The following is a 17429-nucleotide window of genomic DNA, read 5'->3' on the forward strand; positions in this document are numbered from 1 at the left end:
TAACCTAACGGTTAGGGGTGTTTCTTTATTGGGGAAAAGGAAAATAAATTAAATGTTTATTAATTTTATAAAAAATGACTTAATAAGTTATTGAAAAGATTTGAAATAAAGGAGGTGTTTAGTGGGAAACTCAGTATAGTTAAGATTAACTTTAAAATTGGTAATATTTAAATTATTATGAGTGCAGCATATTTTTTATAACTTTCACTATTAATATAAAATTCTCTTCCATTTTTTAGGAAATAATATACCATTCGTTTAACTAAACTAGTTAAAATAATTAAAAGGAATACAAATGCAAATAAATAAGCATAAAAGCTTTAAGGCAGCTCTCATCATTACCTTATTGACATCACTTTTAGTTGCTTGTGGAGGTGGTGGTAGTTCTAATTCTGAGAAAAGTAATAGTAAGCCTGATTCTAACTTGCCAATGGAAACAACGGATGCTAAAGCAGTATTAAGTTTAAAAGAAAAAGATACAAATAACACTTTCAGTATTAACTTAGATTTGAAGTCTTTAGCTGCACATCTCAATATTGATAATTCTCCATTATTAAAAGTGGATAATTGCGAGTCGAAAAATCAACCAAGTTTTGGTGATGCTGTAATACGCCTAAGCAATGATTCGACAGTTAAAACTTTATTTTTACCTGTCGAATGTGATAATCAAATTAATACTACTTTAAATAATTTTAGTGCTGGAAATTGGAATGTAGAGGTTGCTGTTTACAATGTATCTACGGATGAAGTCCTAATTTCAAATGTAATATTAGCTCTTGGTGATGTTGTTAATTCAAGAAAAGATATTTACTTTAAAAAAGCTGGTAATCAAACTAATTATACCATTTTGAAAAAACTTAATGATAAAAATCTAGCTCAGGAAGTAAATCTTCTTCCAACAGATTATATGACAGCAGTTACAGGTAGTTTTATTTATTTGGGTAGCACTTTAAATGATTACATTGGTGCTGGACGTGAATACTTCTACTCTTCTGAGGAGTTTAGTTTATTTGGTTATAAAAATCGCATGAATGTGAAAGTATCTGGATATGATAACTCTGATTGGGATGGTGACTTTGTATTACCTGATAGTTACAGGAGTTTGTCGGTTGGGTTGTTCTCAAATTTATATCGTTATCCTTTTTCTAGTTCAAAGCTTGGTGGCCTAAGTTGGACTGGAAATGGACGAGGATGTAATACTTCTAAAAGTTGGATGAGAGTTGATCAGGTCACAATTGAGAATGATGCTTTAAGGTCAATTGATTATCGATTTGGACAGCATTGTGAACAGGATCCGTATAGTGCTCTTTTTGGCCTAGTACACTGGAAGTCGCCTCGGTTAAATATTGGTACTAAATGGCAACCAACCTTAACGAATATACCGAATACAAGCTATATTGCTATAGAGAGTGATAAGGGGGACTATGTAGGAGGAGGTAAAAACTATCTTTTCACCGATGAGAATGCCAATATTAAGATTGAAAATACTGGGAATGTTTTAAATGTTTCTGTCAATGGTGATACATGGTGGAACGGTGACTTTGCTCTGCCAGATACCAAAGTGAAAATCGAGCTAGGATCATTTAAGAACCTTATTCGTTACCCATTTCATAATCCAAGACTTGGAGGTTTAAGTTGGAGTGGTGATGGTCGTGGTTGTAATCAATTAGAAGGATTGTTTACCGTCGATCATGTTAAATATGATAGTTCGGGTCTTCAATCAGTTGACTTAAGGTTTGAACAGCATTGTGAAGGTAATATACCATCTTTATATGGAAAAATTCACTGGATTCGACCAAACTAATTATATTATAAGTTGATATTGAGTATAAGAGTTTTTAATACTCGGTTTGATAGAGATTAAGCCGAGTTTTTTATGAGTTTGTTTTGCATAAAGTTATCTAACTAATCATTTAAATAATTTTTATAAAAATTATTTAAAGATAATCTGCATCCAATAATCACTATATAGATAAAATAGAAGTAGTTCTATTAAAACATTTAAGTTTGGATTTTAAATTCATAAATATTTTATAAAATATAAGGAAAACTTAGTGCTGAGTGTGATTATTCCTTTAATGGGTGGAATTGGATTATTTCTTTTAGGTATGTCTTTGATGACTGACAGCTTAAAAGCGATTGCAGGTGAAGCATTGCGACAATGGTTGGTTCGATTTACCAACTCCCCAATAAAAGCTGTTCTATCAGGTATTGGCTTAACCGTAGTAGTACAATCTTCAACAGCAACAACTTTAGCAACAATTGGTTTTGTGAGTGCAGGAGTATTAAGTTTCAGTCATGCAATCGGTGTGATTATCGGAGCAAATATTGGAACAACGAGTACTGGCTGGATGGTGGCATTGTTAGGCCTGAAATTTTCTATAGCCAGTTTTGCCTTACCATTGATTGGGGTTGGCGCTATATTAAAACTATTAGGTAAAGAGAAAATCGCATTTATTGGCTTAACTTTAGCAGGCTTCGGTTTACTGTTTTTTGGCATTCAAATATTACAAGATGCCATGAGTGGTGTTGCTCAATTGATTGATTTGTCACGTTGGGCTGAACCAACATTCATGATGAAATTGATTTTAGTTGCTGTCGGTATTCTCATGACGATTTTGCTTCAATCATCAAGTGCAGCGATTACAACCACATTAGCAGCATTATCGACTCAAACAATTAATTTAGAACAAACTTTAGCATTGGTGATTGGTCAAAATGTAGGAACGGTTGCCACAGCAATTTTAGCTGCGATTGGCGCGACTACAAGTGCTAAGCGTACAGCCGCAGTACATGTTATCTTTAATGTAGTAACAGCCGTTTTTGCATTTTTTCTATTGTCTCCTGCATTTATGTGGGCTTATCAGCATTTTCAATTGATTCACCAACTTGATTCTGTGTTATTAGTTGCTGCATTTCATACAGCATTTAGTTTATTAGGTGCATGTATTTTTATGCCACTTTTACCTAAGTTTGAACAACTGATTATTCGACTGCTTCCAGAACAAGAGCCAACGACAACACGTTATTTGGATGAGTCACTTTATAGTGTTCCTGCATTGGCGATTGCAGCAGCAGAGCGAGCATTGTTGAAGTCGATTGCTGATATGTATAAGGTTTTGACTCGAAGCATTCGGGGAGAGATTATTGCTTCATTGGTTAATACAGATGAATATGATCGGACTCTTGCAAAAGTTGAACATTATTTAGAAGAAATGTCTGTTCCTCAATCAAGCAGCGACCAGCATCGATTTATTATTTTGTTGAGGTTAGTGGTATATGTTCGAGTGCTCAAAAATGATCTAGCTGAGGTTGCAAATATTGAATCAATTCAGAAGCAAGATTCCATCTATGACTTAGCACAGCGTTTTGCCACGATTCTTGAGCAAAATATTCATTATTTATTGCAAGAACCTTTTGCAAATTTACCGAAAGGGCTAGTGAATGATCTCACTGCCATCGCCGAAGAAATGAAAGATAAACAGGAATTCGTGAGGCAGAAGCTTATAGAGGATTCTTCTCAAAGAAATGTGTCTGCAACATATACACTAGAGCTTTTGGCCGCACAACGATGGTTAGAGCATTTGGTGGTTCACTGTAGCCGTGTTGCAATCTTATTGGGTGATACAGAGCAAGAGTTGGTGGATGAAGAGTTAAGTTTAGTGGAATAAATTTTAGTTTGAGATACGTTTAATGATGATATTATGATTCTAAATATCTACTTTAAAATCATAATAATATGAGAAGAAAACTCTACTTAGATTATGTGCTCTATGCATTAATAAGCTGTTGCTTAGTGGTTGGATATACCTATATTCGTGGCGAATCGTTCCAGTGGTTGTACTTAGTAATATCTTTCATTTTTGGTATTCTTTTCATGACTTTTGTGATTGTAAGATTGCCAATTTTTAATCAGCATTATGCGCAAAGTGCTTATCCACGCAATCTGATTATTCCTACAAAACCTATGAATAGGGCAAATCAGCGAGCAGCACCAGTGATGTCAAGTTTATTAACAGGTATCGTCTTAGGTGTGACCTTTTATAGCTTTGGGGTTGAACAGTTTAAAGTTGAATGCTTTGTCGGAGCTATTGCTTCTGGTGTAATGAGTTTTTATTTTGAACCCAAAGTATAATTCGCCTAAACATCTAGTTTTTTCATAAAAGATAAAGTTTTCTACTTTTCTCCTCAGCTGACACGCCTATAATGATTGAGAATCATTCCAAATCTAATAAGGAAATAACATGTCTACCGATCAACAATTTCCAACACCTGCCAACTTAGGGATCGCAGTTTATTCAAATAATGCGGAAGCGATTGGTAATACACCTTTAGTTCGCATCAATCGTCTCATTAAAACTGGCGCAACTGTATTGGCAAAAGTTGAAAGCCGTAACCCTGCATTCTCAGTGAAATGCCGTATTGGTGCAGCGTTGATTGCAGATGCGGAAAAACGTGGTGTACTGAAAGCAGGCATGCAGATTGTTGAACCAACCAGTGGTAATACAGGCATTGCTTTGGCATTCGTTGCAGCAGCAAAAGGTTATCCAATTACCTTAACTATGCCTGCAAGTATGAGTCTAGAGCGTAGAAAAGTATTAAAAGCTCTAGGTGCAAATCTTGTACTGACTGAGCCTGCTAAAGGCATGAAAGGTGCAGTAGATGAAGCAGTTCGTTTAGCGACTGAGAACCCTGAACTTTATTTCCTACCACAACAATTTGAAAACCCAGCCAATCCTCAAATTCATGTCGATACGACTGGTCCTGAAATCTGGCAAGCAACCAATGGACAAGTTGATATTCTTGTCGCTGGTGTTGGTACTGGCGGTACGATTACAGGTATTTCACGCTATTTTGAGCAAGTTCAGAATAAGCCAATTTATTCTGTTGCCGTTGAACCTGCTGAGTCTCCAATCATTACACAAACAAAAAATGGTGAAAGCATTACACCTGCACCGCACAAGATTCAAGGGATCGGAGCAAACTTCATTCCTAAGAACTTAGATTTAGATTTGGTCGATGAAGTTGTACCTGTAAACAGTGCTGATGCGATTGAATGGGCACGAAAATGTGCTACTCAAGAAGGCATCTTGGTCGGTATTTCTAGTGGTGCAGCTTTGGCCGCAGCTGCTCAGATTGCAGAGCGTCCTGAAAATGCAGGCAAAACTATTGTTGTGATCCTTCCAGATAGTGGCGAGCGTTATTTATCCTCAGTACTTTTTGAAGGTTTATTTGACGAAGCTTAATTGGTTAAGCTGCCAAAAAACCATGCTTTCAAGCATGGTTTTTTATTGAAGTTAGAGTGCTTTCTTTAAGGTTTTTTCATGTCGTTTGACTGAGCGTGCGTATTTTTTTGCTTTGTGGCGTGTCCAAAAACTACGTTTATAACCTGTTGGTCCAACATTGTAATAAGCAACGGCTTTTGACCAACTTCCAGCAGACTTATAGTAACTTGCCAATACAAATGCACCACAATTGACATTGACTGTTTCATCGTACAGATTGCCTGGGCAAGATTGACGCCAATGGCTTGGAATAATTTGGGTTAAACCGACTGCACCCGTTGGGGAGCGTGCAGAACTGTTATAGTTTGACTCTTGGCGAATTAGTGCTGCGAGTAGCGTGGGTGATACATCATAACGATCGGCACTTTGCACAATAATCGGCGAGATACGATTTGCAGTATTGGGTGATACAGAATAAGCAGTTTGTAATCCTGAAGATAATTGAGTAGAGCGATGGGTAAATGATCCACTAAGACTGCTACATGCACTCATGCTGATGGCAATCACAACAAGACTGATTTTTAAAAACACTGAGCTTAGATTTTTAAAGGTGATATGTTGATCAGACGTAGATGTAATTTGCAAAATATTGAACCGTCAAATGAAGCTCTATGGATGGTATTAATTCAATTTGAATGAGTCAAGGCGGTTATTTTATCATGTTGATAAACTTAAAATTCAGTTTGTAAAAAAGCCCCGATATCCTGTCGAGGCTTTTTTATATTTGGTTTCTTGCCGTTAACTCCTGTCAACGACCACGTCCTGTGCTTCTTGTTGTTCTGAATGAGACTTCCTATCTCTTTATGATTCTTATGATAGAGCTTTATACTTTAGTCGTATATTCGCCAATCACTGCAACCTGTGTACGTTTAAACTTACATGGCTTCTTTTAAGGCTTGCTCATGGCGTTTTACCGAGCTGGCATATTTATGCGCCTGTTGTCGCATATAGAGGCTTCTTTTATAGCCTGTAGGTCCTACATTGTAGTAACCCAATGCTTTGATCCAATCACCTGTAGATTCATAGTAACGAGAGAGAATATACGCACCACAATTAATATTGATTTGCTCATCATAAAGATTACCCGGACAGGTCTGTTGCCAAAACTTAGGGCGAACTTGAGTTAAACCAACCGCATCTGCGGATGATTTTGCGTTGCTAATATAGCTTGATTCTTGGCGGATGAGAGCTGCGAGTAAATGTGGTGAGATGTTATAGCGATCAGCAGTTTGTAAAATAATAGGTGCAACACGATTTGCAGTGGTGGGATGAACCGAATAAGCGTTTTGAATGCCCGTAGAAAACTGCTGAGAATGGTTGACTGTTGGTGCTTTAGTGGTGCTACAGGCAACGGTTAAATATGAGCTTAAAAAAAGGATACACAACTTCAGACACGTATTTTGGAATCGAGAAAAAGAGAACTTGTTGTAAGTTATCATCGTTGAAAAAGTTTAACCATCATATAAAAAACAAGCGGATAGTATGGAGGTCAACTTATTGAGTCAATGGTAGCTGTTTAGCTAAATCGTTTGTTTTTATATCTTCAGCTTGATCTAGTACACATAAAAAAAGCCCTGACATCCTGTCGAGGCTTTTTCATATTTGTTTCTTGCCGTCGACTCCTGTCAACGACCACACCCTGTGCATCTTGTTATTCTGAATGAGACATCCTATCTCTTTATGGTTTTATAGTAAGCGAAAAATATTTGGGAGCATATTCGTCAATTGCCACAGCTGGCTGTACGTTAAAACCTACAAAAGATCTTAAAAAGATTCTAACGATCTTTAAGAATAAAATTCACGATTCTTTGAGCAATAGGTGCACAGACCAATACACTTGGAAAAGCAAACATCCAAGCAATAATCCATGCTGACATCCACATTGAAAAGAAGCGATCAATAAAACCAACTGCTTTAAGCGTGGTAATTCCTGAAATCAAAAAAGACATCATACAAGACAAAATGAATGGAAATAAAAGCCTTGAAGCCTTCATCAGTTAACCCCTTGGTATGCATTTAAGGTAAATGCAATGTTTTGCCCAAATAATTGAGCCGTTTTAATATCACCAACATCGAATGCATGAGCTGCACTGGCATGTTCGGCTTGAGCCATTAATCCAGACCATGAACCTAATCGATTGACTGCCTCAGTATAGGCAACGCCATGATGTTGGCTCGGTCGTATTGGATTGCCGACCCATATCATACCGTGTTGCATACAAAAGGTGAAAAGTGAAATAAGCGTTGACTGTTTACCTTCTGTAGGAAGAGATGAGACCGTAAATCCTGCCGATAATTTTCCTTTAAAGCTTTGTTTTTTCCATAAAGGGCCAGCGCAACCCCGAGTTGAATTCGCTCGGCGATAAATCGGGTATGACCTTGATGACTATGATAAATAATTGCGATTGATTTCATGATTGAGGCCCTTAATTGAATAATTGTAAAAATTTGGCTGCGAGATATAAACCACATCCAAAAATACAGTGGTTGATGAGGCTTTTAAGACGGTTGAGCCAAGCCTCTGGAGTATTTGCAGCAGCTATACCAGCACCCATAGCAGGTTGCATAATCAAAAAGGGAACTAGCACCGTGATCAGGCCGAAAGCGAAAGCGCTATAAAACTGTGGCTGAATGAGCCAAGTTTCCCCCGCGAAAAGAATAAAAATAAAAGCAAATAAGACGCCGACACTGTAATGCGTACACCAACCCAATAGAGATTCATGTTGAATCTGAGGGCTTTGGCTAATCGGGTGATGTCGAATTTTTCCTTTAAATATCCCACCGATCCAACGTCCCAATAAGGCGAAATTTAAAGTCGGAATATTCAGTTGCATTAGGATGAATAACCAAATATCCATGACAATTGTTGCACCAATACCTAAGACGAGTATCTGAAATAATTGCTCGAAAAAGTTCATGAATTCACCTCAATTCCATCTCTAAAAATGTGATAAATTCATTGTGCAAGTTCAAGTCAACTTGAAGTCAAGAGGTATTTATGGATATTGGTGAAGTCGCAAAAAAAGCGAATGTTGCTCCTTCAACTTTACGTTTTTACGAAGAGAAAGGATTAATCAAATCTATTGGGCGACAAGGTTTGCGTCGTCAATATGCCAAACAAGTTTTAGATCAGTTAGCATTGATTGCATTGGGGCGGGCAGCAGGCTTTTGTTTAGATGAAATTGCAACAATGTTTGGACAGGATGGTCAGCCAGAGCTAGATAGAGGCTTGTTGAATGAAAAAGCCGAACAGCTCGAGAAGATGACACGACGGCTACATTTCATTAGTGAAGGTTTAAGGCATGCGGCAGTTTGCCCCGCTGAGAATCACATGCAATGCCCAACGTTTCAAAATTTTTTAAAAGCCGCAATTGCAGGAGAATATCAGCCGACCAAGCTGTAGCAAAAGTATCCGAGTAAATAGGCATGTCATTGTATCGCCATAAAGATTTCATTTTATTGAAGTCAAAGTTTCATAAAAACTTGTTCTAATTTTCTTAATTTTTTTACCAAACGTATAAAATGATGAACAAGAAAACTGTATTGGCTTTGATCTGTGCGACAACTTTTGGATTAAGCGCCTGTAATGATGATAACCAAGATCAAAATACATCAATAGAAAAAGTCACTGAGCCAACTTTGGTTTCTTTTGCCAAACTTCCTGTTGAAACTTACGCAGCTGGCCCTGATTCTGGTCAAGCAGTTCAAGGTGCCAATGGCATTTATCCACCCTTTAAAGGACAGCCTGTACAAGGTTTTTCTGCTGCACTGAAAAACGATGATGGCAGCTATATGGCGATGTCTGATAATGGTTTTGGTACACAAGATAATTCAGCGGATTATTTACTTAGAATTTATAAGCTAAAAGCTGATTTTAAAACTAAGTCGAAAGGAACTGGACAAGTCGAAGTACAAAGCTTTATTCAGTTACGTGACCCGAATAAGCGCATTCCATTTGATATTGTGAATGGCAATACCGCTGAGCGCTTATTGACAGGTGCAGATTTTGACCCTGAGTCTATGCAACGCACAGCAGATGGAACATATTGGATTGGTGACGAATTTGGCCCATATTTACTTCATTTTTCCGCTGAAGGTGTCTTGCTCGATGCGCCTATTCCTCTGCCGAATCCATTGAATCCAGCGCAAGAATTACGTTCACCACAAAATCAACTCAACAAAGCCAATATCAATTATGTTGAACCATTGGTTCCACAGAGTGGTGGTTTTGAGGGAATGGCAATTTCTCCAGATGGAAAATATTTATATCCATTGCTTGAGAAGCCATTGAAGTCGATTCGAGAAGGTGAGCGTTTATTATTAATTTCTCAGTTTGATGTGCAGAAAAAAGCTTATACAGGGCAATATTATTGGTTCGCTTTAGATAGTAAAGCCACGAATATCGGTGATTTCCAGTTGTTCAATGACAAAGAAGGCATCATCATTGAGCGTGATGCCAGCCAAAATAATTTAGGTGGCTATAAGAAATTAATCAAGATTAAGTTTAATGATGCAACTCAAACGGTAGCGCGTGAAGACTTGGTTGATTTAATGAAGATTGCCAATCCAAATGCTTTATATGGTGCTGCACGAGAAGGTGATATTGGTACAGACCGTATTTTTGCATTTCCATTTGAAACGATCGAAGATGTGATTATCGAAAATGGTACAACGTTGACTGTTCTGAATGATAATAATTTTCCGGGCTCAACGGGACGTAATGCCAAACAGGCGGATGATAATGAAATTATTCAAATTCGTTTGCCAAAAGCACTATTTTAAACTTTAGGTCAAAAATGGCCGAAATGATCATTTCTCATTTTGGTTGAAAGCGTATACTGATCAGGCATAAGGAGTCGTAATGTCTGAGTCAGTTATACGCGCAACTCATATCGAATATGGTTCGAAATCGTTTACAGCGATTTTATGGTCATTGTTCTTTGCTGGTTTTGCTTCATTTTCATCGTTGTACTGTGTGCAGCCAATGATGCCAATTTTTGCAAAGTTCTTTGATGTGACTCCGACACAAAGTAGTTTACCTCTTTCTTTTTCAACAATTGCGCTCGCAATCGGCTTGTTATTTACAGGCTTTATTTCTGATCGGTTTGGACGTAAACCGATCATGGTGTTCGCTTTATTTCTCGTCTCTGTGCTGTTACTGGTCAGTGCATCTTTTCCTGTTTGGGAAATCTTTCTCACGACTCGTATTTTTATTGGCTTGGCAGTCAGTGGCGTTGCCGCAGTCGCAATGACTTATATCGGTGAGGAAATAGCTCAGAACGATATTGGCTTTGCCATGGGATTATATATTTCGGGCACGGCGATAGGTGGTATGGGCGGACGTTTGATAGCTGGGGTCTTGGTTGACTTTATTTCTTGGCAGTCTGCAACGTATATCATCGGTTTTTTAAACTTTATTATTGCGTGTCTATTTTATTTATTATTGCCGAAATCACAGCATTTTAAACCGTATCCATTCCGTTTTTCGCGTTTTAAAGCGGCATTTGAACAGAACCTGAAAGATCCGAAATTGCGTATTTTATTTGCGCAAGGCTTTATCTTAATGGGTTGTTTGGTGACTGTATTTAACTATATCAGTTATCACCTGTTAGAAGCACCATTTCATTTGTCACAAACATGGATTGGTCTGATTTCGATTGCTTATTTAGCGGGTATTTATAGCTCTCCTAAAGCGGCGAAATGGGGCTTTCAGTATGGGCGCGATAAAGTGCTTCCTATTTTACTGTTGACTATGATGGTAGGTTTGCTGATTACCTTGATTCCAACACTTTGGGCGATCTTACTTGGCTTAACGATTTTTACTTTTTCTTTCTTTGCCGCACATTCAACCGCCAGTAGTTGGGTTTCAGTACAAGCCGTACAGTATCGTGCAGTCGCATCTTCTTTATATCTGTTCTGTTATTACATTGGTTCAAGTTTACTTGGTAGTAGTGGCGGCTTGATTTGGGAAAATTTTGGTTGGGTTGGGATCAATTTCAGTGTCGGGATGGTATTGGTGCTTGGGCTAATTTTAGCGGCTCATCTTAAACGCTTATAAGATATTCTATTTACTAGAATTTGTACTAATTAACTAAATTTTAACAAGGATAATAAATTTGAATCATTTAGAAAGTTTGATTGCGGAATATTATGATTGGAAGGGATATTTGGTTAAGAAGAATCTGAAAGTTGGGAAGTTGAGTCATGGTGGCTGGGAAATGGAACTGGATATTATTGCTTTTAATCCAATTACTCAGCATTTAATCCATATTGAGCCATCTATAGATGCATATTCGTGGGAAATTAGAGAAAGTAGATTTAAGAAGAAGTTTGAGTCGGGTGAAAAATATATGTTTAGTAATGTTTTTCCATGGTTGGATGAAAACACACCCGTTGAGAGAATTATTGTTTTACCTGCACATTCGGCTGGTCGGGATTATTTATGTGGAGCTAAAATCTTTTCGCTAGATGAGTTTATGCTCAAGATAAAGAATGACATTATGAAATGCGGAAAGATGGCAAGAAATGCAATTCCTGAGCAATATCCGTTATTAAGAACTATTCAGTTGGTAACGAATGGTTATTACAGGCCTCATTGATAGCTGCGCTTGAAAATTTATAGATTGTGATTAAACTTTATACAAATAATTTGTTATCTCCTTGTTCTTGGATGTTTTATAAACAAGGAAAATGAATGAAATTCATGTTAAAATGATCGGCTTTCATTTTAGGGGCTAAAATACCACCAGCCCCGATAGATGTCTCTCCTCCATCTGCTAGCCGAGATTCGCAAGCCATGTCTACTGCCTACACCATGCAGACCGCGCCAAAAGCGCTGTTTGATTACGACAAATATTGGGCGTCGTGTTTTGAACCCGCACCATTTTTGCCGATGTCACGAGAAGAAATGGATCTGCTCGGTTGGGATGCATGTGACTTCATTTTGGTGTGTGGTGATGCTTATATCGACCATCCTTCATTCGTATCAGGTGTGATTGGACGTGTACTTGAAGCACAAGGTTTCCGAGTTGGGATTATTGCGCAACCCGATTGGACCAATGTTGAAAGTTTCCGAGTATTAGGTAAACCAACAATCGCATGGGGTGTCACAGCGGGCAACATGGATTCGATGATTAACCGTTATACGGCTGATCGTAAGATCCGTTCTGATGATGCATATTCTCCAAACAATGAAGCGAATAAGCGACCAGACCGTGCGGCAACGGTTTACTGTCAGCGTTGTCGTGAAGCGTTTCCTGACGTTCCAGTGTTATTGGGTGGTATTGAAGGCAGCTTGCGTCGTATTGCACATTATGATTACTGGTCAGACAAGGTTCGCCGTTCGATTTTAATGGACTCGAAAGCAGATCTGTTGATGTATGGTAATGGTGAGCGTGCCATTATTGACGTCATGCATCGTTTAGCCAAAGGTGAGAAAATCCACGAGATTACGGATGTTCGTGGTACAGCATTTATTATTAATAAACATAACAAAGCATCTAAAGCAAAATTCGTTGAAATTGCTAGTAATGACATCGATACCATTGGACGTGTTGATCCAATTATCAATCCCTATGTGATGACTGAAGATATTGATGGCTGTGAAGTTGAAAAAGAAAAAGGCAACTCACTGGCACAATATCAAAATTTCCAAAAAGAAATCGTTGCCAATCCAATCGTACGCGAAGGCGATAATTTAGACCCTGATACTCAGATCGTACAATTAAAGCCTGCACCATCAAAAGCAATTAAACATAAGCTGCCGCCGCGTGAATTGGCAGTGATTCGTTTGCCTTCGTTTGAAGAAGTTGCTGATGATCAAGTACTTTATGCACATGCGAACCGTATTTTGCATTTGGAAACCAATCCAGGGAATGCGCGTGCCTTGGTGCAACGTCACGGTGAGCGTGATGTTTGGATTAATCCACCACCAATTCCGCTAACGACTGAGGAAATGGACTACGTATTTGATTTACCCTATGCACGATTACCACATCCTGCGTATGGCAATGCACGATTCCCTGCATTTGATATGATCAAATTCTCGGTCAATATTATGCGTGGTTGTTTTGGCGGTTGTACGTTCTGTTCGATCACTGAACATGAAGGTCGTATTATCCAAAACCGTTCGGAAGATTCGATTTTACGTGAAATTGAAAAAATCCGTGACACTGCACCCAACTTCACTGGGATTATCTCGGATTTAGGTGGGCCTACGGCAAACATGTATCGTTTGCACTGTAACGATCCTGAAATTGAAAAGAACTGTCGTAAACCATCCTGTGTCTATCCGGGTGTGTGTCAAAACTTACATACCGATCATGCACCATTGGTTCAACTGTATCGTAAAGCGCGTGAAATCAAAGGTGTGAAGAAGATTCTGATTGGTTCTGGTCTGCGTTATGACCTCGCGGTACTCAACCCTGAATATGTGAAAGAATTGGTACAGCACCATGTCGGCGGTTATCTGAAAATTGCGCCTGAACATACCGAAAATGGCCCATTATCGAAGATGATGAAACCGGGGATTGGGACGTATGATCGCTTCAAGCAAATGTTTGAGCGTTTCAGTAAAGAAGCAGGTAAGGAACAATATTTAATTCCTTACTTTATTGCTGCACATCCGGGGACCACGGATTACGACATGATGAACTTGGCGATTTGGTTGAAGAAGAATGGCTTCCGTGCCGATCAGGTACAAACCTTCTATCCATCACCAATGGCAACTGCGACCACAATGTATTACTCAGGCAAAAATCCGTTGTCTAAAGTGGCGCGTTATACCGAGAATGTCGATATTGTGAAGGGTGAAAAACGTCGCCGTCTGCACAAAGCATTCTTACGTTACCATGATCCAAATAACTGGCCATTGTTACGTGAAGCTTTGAAAGAAATGGGTCGTTCAGATCTCATTGGTAACTCAAAGCAACATTTGATTCCAACCTATCAACCACAAGGTACGGCTGAGGGTGAATATAAGTCAGCGCGTAAGAAGAATTCGAGTGTTGCGGGGGATTCTGCAAAACGTAATGGTCAAAAAAATCAGTCACGTTCGCAGTCAGGTCAAAAACGTCCACAAAAAGGACAGGTTTTAACTCAACATAATGGTTTACCGCCTCGCGAAACAGGTGAGAAAAGACCATTTTCAGGAAAGCCTAAACAGAAAGCCAAAGCACAGCGCTAACTGAACAAAAGAAGGCATTCAATAGAATGCCTTCTTTTTAAGTAATATTGTGAGTTGTGTCACATCGGCTTTAATTTTTCATAACGCAATAGAAACATATACTGACAATATCAACTTGAATATTTACTGCTCGATGATTATAAATAAAGGGGCAGCAAACTTTTACGACTTTGGTCGGCTTGTAAAAAAGGATGAATAATTTTAAGTTTGTCTTGCTAAAATGACTTTGCTATCGCTTGCTTTTGACTAAAAAAGTATTGATTAAAAAAATTGGCATCATAGCCAAAATGATTATAAAAAATCTAAAGGATTGGTTAGAAATGTATTATTTCATAACAATAGTAGGATTGCTGCTAATTGCAGCACTTGTGCTTCGGCGTTTACATCAAAATCAACGTCAAGACAGCCCCTTAAAGAGACGTGGTATTCTCACCATTTCAGAACAGATCACCTTGATGCGTCTTCAGGCTGTGTTACCAAGACATACGATTTTAGCGCATGTGTCTTTTGATGCATTATTGACGACTAAATACGCTCATACACGCCGTAAATATCAAGGTTTAGTTGCTGATTTCGTTGTATTGGATCAACAACATCAGGTTTTGGTTGTGATTGAGATTGTTGATGAGTCTTATGTGAACCGCCTTCATCAAAAACATTACCAAGATAGTTTGCTTGAGCTGGCTGGTTATCGAGTCTTGCGTTATAGCAGTATTCCAACCGAGCAAGAGTTATGTGATGATTTGGTATCTGATCCATTAGAACCAAATACCACAATTTCGACAGTATCAACAGGTATGGTACAAGCAGAACATATCATGAAATATAATATGTTCGCTGCAAAGTCTTAATCTGGCTTCACGGCTGTGACCGTCATTTCAACTAAAACATCAGGTGCATACAGTTTAGATTCTACGCAGGTACGTGCTGGGGGGTGTCCCTCAGCAATCCATGCATCCCATACTGCATTCATGGCTGCATAATCCTTCTCAATGTCTTTTAAAAAAATCAGCACGGATAAAATATGTGTTTTATCTGTTCCTGCTTCTGCAAGTAAACGATCAATATTGTCTAAGGTCTGCTGTGTCTGTGCAGCAGCATCTACACTGGTATCATCTGCAAGCTGACCTGCCAAATGAACTAAATTTCCTGAGATTGCGACTTCACAAAAACGAGAGGTGACATGTAGTCGTTGCACAGACATTTTATGTTCCTAATAAGAATAGATTTTGTTTGATTGTAATAGATGAGATAAACCTAGAGTGTAAATTTGTTTTAAGTCAAATCCTAAAAGCTTGTATTTCCATCAAGTGACGTTGATAGAAAAATAAAGCACAGCGTTGTTGTGGACAGACAATCAAGCTGCCCAAATTTAAAAATTGAATATTGGCATGTCGTAGTTGATTTAAACAGGTTGCGATTGAGCTATGCAGAGGGCACAGTTGTTTCAGTTGACTAATCGTTGCATAAGCGCTGTGATACATATCATTATTCCTTTTCAATTTTGAAAAAATGGGCGAAATCGCTTCGCCCAATGATGATTTATGTGCTTTGTTGTTCAGATTGATACCAGTTGACATGACGTGTAATGAACATGACGCAGGCGATGAGAATAAAGGAGAGGATGGAACCAAATAAGAAGGTCTTACCGCTAGATTGTAGTAATAGATACATCATGCTGTACAAAATGCTTAGCAGAACTCCAAATAAAAATGCGGCTTTAAATCCTTTAACGACGAAATACAAATACCATGTGATTAAGCCAATACAAGCGATTGCCGCGATCAGATATGCCCAAGCGAATGCATAGTATTCACTGATTGAAAGCAATAAAACAAAGAATACGCCTTGTGCCATCGCAACAAGTGCATATTGGATGGGATGGATTTTTAGTTGTTTTAAAACTTCGAATAAAAAGAAGCATCCAAAGGTAATAATGATGACCATAACACCATATTTAATGGCACGATCTGTTTGTGTATAGATGTTTACAGGGTCTAGAAATTGAGTAGAAATACCAGAAATATTGGCTCTGGATGCATTACTTTCATATTGATTGTCTGGATTTTCTCTAGAATTTAGCGCTTGATAGAAACATTGGCTATTTTCACATAGGGCGATACGATCCAAATTTCGCTTACCTAATGCGATATTTTTCCAGTCAGCCTGAAAGTGGTTTTTCTGATTGAGTTTTTTGAATGGCAAACTTTGTCCATCATATTTTACATCGCTCCAATTCCCTTGAGCTTGATAGGTCATTTCATAGCTGGTTGGAATAAAACTAAATTCACTGAGTCCTTCAAGTTCAAACTGTAGATTAAACTTAAAGCCTTGTTGAAATTTTTGAATCAGTTCTGGATATTGTTGAGTGGTAACATGCATTAAATCAAAGCTGTTTTTCCCTTGACTTTGTTCATAAAAATCAAATTTATAGGTCTTATTTTCAATGTTTAGAATAGGTTTGGCATTGAGTCCACGAGCATCTTGAATCGGGAAGATGATTTCGGCTTGGTCCCATAGATAATGACGTTGAGATTTATTATCGATTGCTTTAAAAGAACCTTTGCCTGACATTGAATTTTGATAGCTAATCGCTTTGTAAATTGTGCGCTTATATGTATTATCGGATACTTTGAATTGTGCACGCCAGTCAGTAGATTCTGCACCTAGAACAATAAAAAGAGTTTGGTTGCAGCTATAGGTTTTCTTTTCCTCATTTGTACAGGTTGTTTCAACTTGATAAGGCAGCTTTAAGTAAGGTGCAATGATTTGTTGTGGTCGAATCTGTTCGTTCGCAATATCATTGATTACTTGTTGTTGATAGCTCTGACGTTCAGAAACAAGATTGGAAATAAACAGAAGTCCAATATAAAAAATGAAAATCAAGAACAGAATTGCTCCGATTTTAAGATGAATAAAGTTACGGCGCATGGTGGATTCCATTGTCATAGTGATATGAC

At 38.2% G+C, this 17429-nt stretch carries 17 protein-coding genes and 1 pseudogene; 10 read left to right on the top strand and 8 right to left on the bottom strand.

All coding sequences use genetic code 11. The features are described from left to right. Positions 1–295 precede the first annotated feature (295 nt). The 4 genes from ACT4_RS16815 to cysK all read left to right on the top strand — a co-directional run bounded on the left by ACT4_RS16815 (position 296) and on the right by cysK (position 5246). A complete protein-coding gene (locus tag ACT4_RS16815; protein WP_007482596.1) occupies positions 296–1804 on the top strand; it encodes a hypothetical protein in 1509 nt (502 codons plus the stop codon). A 250-nt stretch (positions 1805–2054) separates the two neighbouring features. After that, on the top strand, positions 2055–3671 hold the full coding sequence (locus tag ACT4_RS12055) for a Na/Pi cotransporter family protein (protein WP_007482598.1): 1617 nt from the start codon (positions 2055–2057) through the stop codon (positions 3669–3671). Positions 3672–3877: 206 nt separating this feature from the next. Then, positions 3878–4135 (top strand): hypothetical protein, encoded by a 258-nt coding sequence (locus tag ACT4_RS12060; protein ID WP_007482599.1) that lies wholly within the window; start codon positions 3878–3880, stop codon positions 4133–4135. A 109-nt stretch (positions 4136–4244) separates the two neighbouring features. Then, on the top strand, positions 4245–5246 hold the full coding sequence (cysK, locus tag ACT4_RS12065) for a cysteine synthase A (RefSeq protein ID WP_007482600.1): 1002 nt from the start codon (positions 4245–4247) through the stop codon (positions 5244–5246). Between the two features lie 51 nt (positions 5247–5297). On the opposite strand, the gene ACT4_RS12070 is transcribed toward cysK, so the two are convergent. The 5 genes and pseudogenes from ACT4_RS12070 to ACT4_RS12090 all read right to left on the bottom strand — a co-directional run bounded on the left by ACT4_RS12070 (position 5298) and on the right by ACT4_RS12090 (position 8203). Continuing rightward, complete coding sequence (locus ACT4_RS12070) at positions 5298–5777, bottom strand: lytic transglycosylase domain-containing protein (RefSeq protein ID WP_007482601.1); 480 nt, start codon at positions 5775–5777, stop codon at positions 5298–5300. Between the two features lie 383 nt (positions 5778–6160). Then, positions 6161–6724 carry a lytic transglycosylase domain-containing protein gene (locus ACT4_RS12075; protein ID WP_034605121.1) on the bottom strand — a complete coding sequence of 188 codons (564 nt, stop codon included), beginning with the start codon at positions 6722–6724 and terminating at the stop codon, positions 6161–6163. A gap of 336 nt (positions 6725–7060) precedes the next feature. After that, entirely contained in the window at positions 7061–7279 is a 219-nt protein-coding gene (locus ACT4_RS12080; protein WP_007482605.1) for a DUF2798 domain-containing protein, read from the bottom strand. Beyond that, a pseudogene (locus tag ACT4_RS12085) lies at positions 7279–7700 on the bottom strand (flavodoxin family protein). The gene ACT4_RS12080 and the pseudogene ACT4_RS12085 overlap by 1 nt, the downstream one beginning before the upstream one ends. Positions 7701–7711: 11 nt before the next feature. Continuing rightward, the gene (locus tag ACT4_RS12090; RefSeq protein WP_007482611.1) at positions 7712–8203 is read right to left on the bottom strand and encodes a DUF2938 domain-containing protein; all 492 of its coding nucleotides are present in this window, start codon (positions 8201–8203) and stop codon (positions 7712–7714) included. 80 nt (positions 8204–8283) lie between these two features. Between ACT4_RS12090 and ACT4_RS12095 the strand changes: the two genes are divergently transcribed. The 6 genes from ACT4_RS12095 to ACT4_RS12120 all read left to right on the top strand — a co-directional run bounded on the left by ACT4_RS12095 (position 8284) and on the right by ACT4_RS12120 (position 15320). Further along, a complete protein-coding gene (locus ACT4_RS12095; protein WP_007482612.1) occupies positions 8284–8688 on the top strand; it encodes a helix-turn-helix domain-containing protein in 405 nt (134 codons plus the stop codon). A 122-nt stretch (positions 8689–8810) separates the two neighbouring features. After that, on the top strand, positions 8811–10067 hold the full coding sequence (locus ACT4_RS12100) for an esterase-like activity of phytase family protein (protein ID WP_034605126.1): 1257 nt from the start codon (positions 8811–8813) through the stop codon (positions 10065–10067). A gap of 79 nt (positions 10068–10146) precedes the next feature. After that, positions 10147–11343, top strand: a complete 1197-nt coding sequence (locus ACT4_RS12105; protein WP_007482615.1) for an MFS transporter — start codon at positions 10147–10149, stop codon at positions 11341–11343. A gap of 58 nt (positions 11344–11401) precedes the next feature. Next, positions 11402–11884, top strand: a complete 483-nt coding sequence (locus ACT4_RS12110) for a hypothetical protein (RefSeq protein ID WP_007482617.1) — start codon at positions 11402–11404, stop codon at positions 11882–11884. A 197-nt stretch (positions 11885–12081) separates the two neighbouring features. Then, positions 12082–14469, top strand: coding sequence for a YgiQ family radical SAM protein (locus ACT4_RS12115; RefSeq protein WP_034605129.1), 2388 nt, complete (start codon positions 12082–12084; stop codon positions 14467–14469). A 320-nt stretch (positions 14470–14789) separates the two neighbouring features. Next, entirely contained in the window at positions 14790–15320 is a 531-nt protein-coding gene (locus tag ACT4_RS12120) for a DUF2726 domain-containing protein (protein WP_007482621.1), read from the top strand. Here ACT4_RS12120 and ACT4_RS12125 read toward each other — a convergent pair. The 3 genes from ACT4_RS12125 to creD all read right to left on the bottom strand — a co-directional run bounded on the left by ACT4_RS12125 (position 15317) and on the right by creD (position 17400). Next, positions 15317–15673, bottom strand: a complete 357-nt coding sequence (locus ACT4_RS12125; protein WP_004876275.1) for a RidA family protein — start codon at positions 15671–15673, stop codon at positions 15317–15319. The two genes, ACT4_RS12120 and ACT4_RS12125, sit on opposite strands and share 4 nt — an antisense overlap. Before the next feature lie 76 nt (positions 15674–15749). Continuing rightward, positions 15750–15953, bottom strand: a complete 204-nt coding sequence (locus tag ACT4_RS12130; RefSeq protein WP_004876276.1) for a hypothetical protein — start codon at positions 15951–15953, stop codon at positions 15750–15752. A gap of 58 nt (positions 15954–16011) precedes the next feature. Next, positions 16012–17400 (bottom strand): cell envelope integrity protein CreD, encoded by a 1389-nt coding sequence (gene creD / locus ACT4_RS12135; protein WP_007482622.1) that lies wholly within the window; start codon positions 17398–17400, stop codon positions 16012–16014. Positions 17401–17429 lie beyond the last annotated feature (29 nt).

The organism is Acinetobacter sp. NBRC 100985 (assembly GCF_000241225.1).
Lineage (GTDB): Bacteria > Pseudomonadota > Gammaproteobacteria > Pseudomonadales > Moraxellaceae > Acinetobacter > Acinetobacter venetianus.

What these genes read in the sequence shown, in the direction of transcription:
- ACT4_RS16815 (WP_007482596.1), top strand. Translation starts at nt 296, where the DNA reads ATGCAAATAAATAAGCATAAAAGCTTTAAGGCAGCTCTCATCATTACC.
- ACT4_RS12060 (WP_007482599.1), top strand. Translation starts at nt 3,878, where the DNA reads ATGACTTTTGTGATTGTAAGATTGCCAATTTTTAATCAGCATTATGCG.
- cysK (WP_007482600.1), top strand. Translation starts at nt 4,245, where the DNA reads ATGTCTACCGATCAACAATTTCCAACACCTGCCAACTTAGGGATCGCA.
- ACT4_RS12070 (WP_007482601.1), bottom strand. Translation starts at nt 5,777, where the DNA reads ATGAGTGCATGTAGCAGTCTTAGTGGATCATTTACCCATCGCTCTACT.
- ACT4_RS12075 (WP_034605121.1), bottom strand. Translation starts at nt 6,724, where the DNA reads ATGATAACTTACAACAAGTTCTCTTTTTCTCGATTCCAAAATACGTGT.
- ACT4_RS12080 (WP_007482605.1), bottom strand. Translation starts at nt 7,279, where the DNA reads ATGAAGGCTTCAAGGCTTTTATTTCCATTCATTTTGTCTTGTATGATG.
- ACT4_RS12090 (WP_007482611.1), bottom strand. Translation starts at nt 8,203, where the DNA reads ATGAACTTTTTCGAGCAATTATTTCAGATACTCGTCTTAGGTATTGGT.
- ACT4_RS12095 (WP_007482612.1), top strand. Translation starts at nt 8,284, where the DNA reads ATGGATATTGGTGAAGTCGCAAAAAAAGCGAATGTTGCTCCTTCAACT.
- ACT4_RS12100 (WP_034605126.1), top strand. Translation starts at nt 8,811, where the DNA reads ATGAACAAGAAAACTGTATTGGCTTTGATCTGTGCGACAACTTTTGGA.
- ACT4_RS12105 (WP_007482615.1), top strand. Translation starts at nt 10,147, where the DNA reads ATGTCTGAGTCAGTTATACGCGCAACTCATATCGAATATGGTTCGAAA.
- ACT4_RS12115 (WP_034605129.1), top strand. Translation starts at nt 12,082, where the DNA reads ATGTCTACTGCCTACACCATGCAGACCGCGCCAAAAGCGCTGTTTGAT.
- ACT4_RS12120 (WP_007482621.1), top strand. Translation starts at nt 14,790, where the DNA reads ATGTATTATTTCATAACAATAGTAGGATTGCTGCTAATTGCAGCACTT.
- ACT4_RS12125 (WP_004876275.1), bottom strand. Translation starts at nt 15,673, where the DNA reads ATGTCTGTGCAACGACTACATGTCACCTCTCGTTTTTGTGAAGTCGCA.
- ACT4_RS12130 (WP_004876276.1), bottom strand. Translation starts at nt 15,953, where the DNA reads ATGTATCACAGCGCTTATGCAACGATTAGTCAACTGAAACAACTGTGC.
- creD (WP_007482622.1), bottom strand. Translation starts at nt 17,400, where the DNA reads ATGCGCCGTAACTTTATTCATCTTAAAATCGGAGCAATTCTGTTCTTG.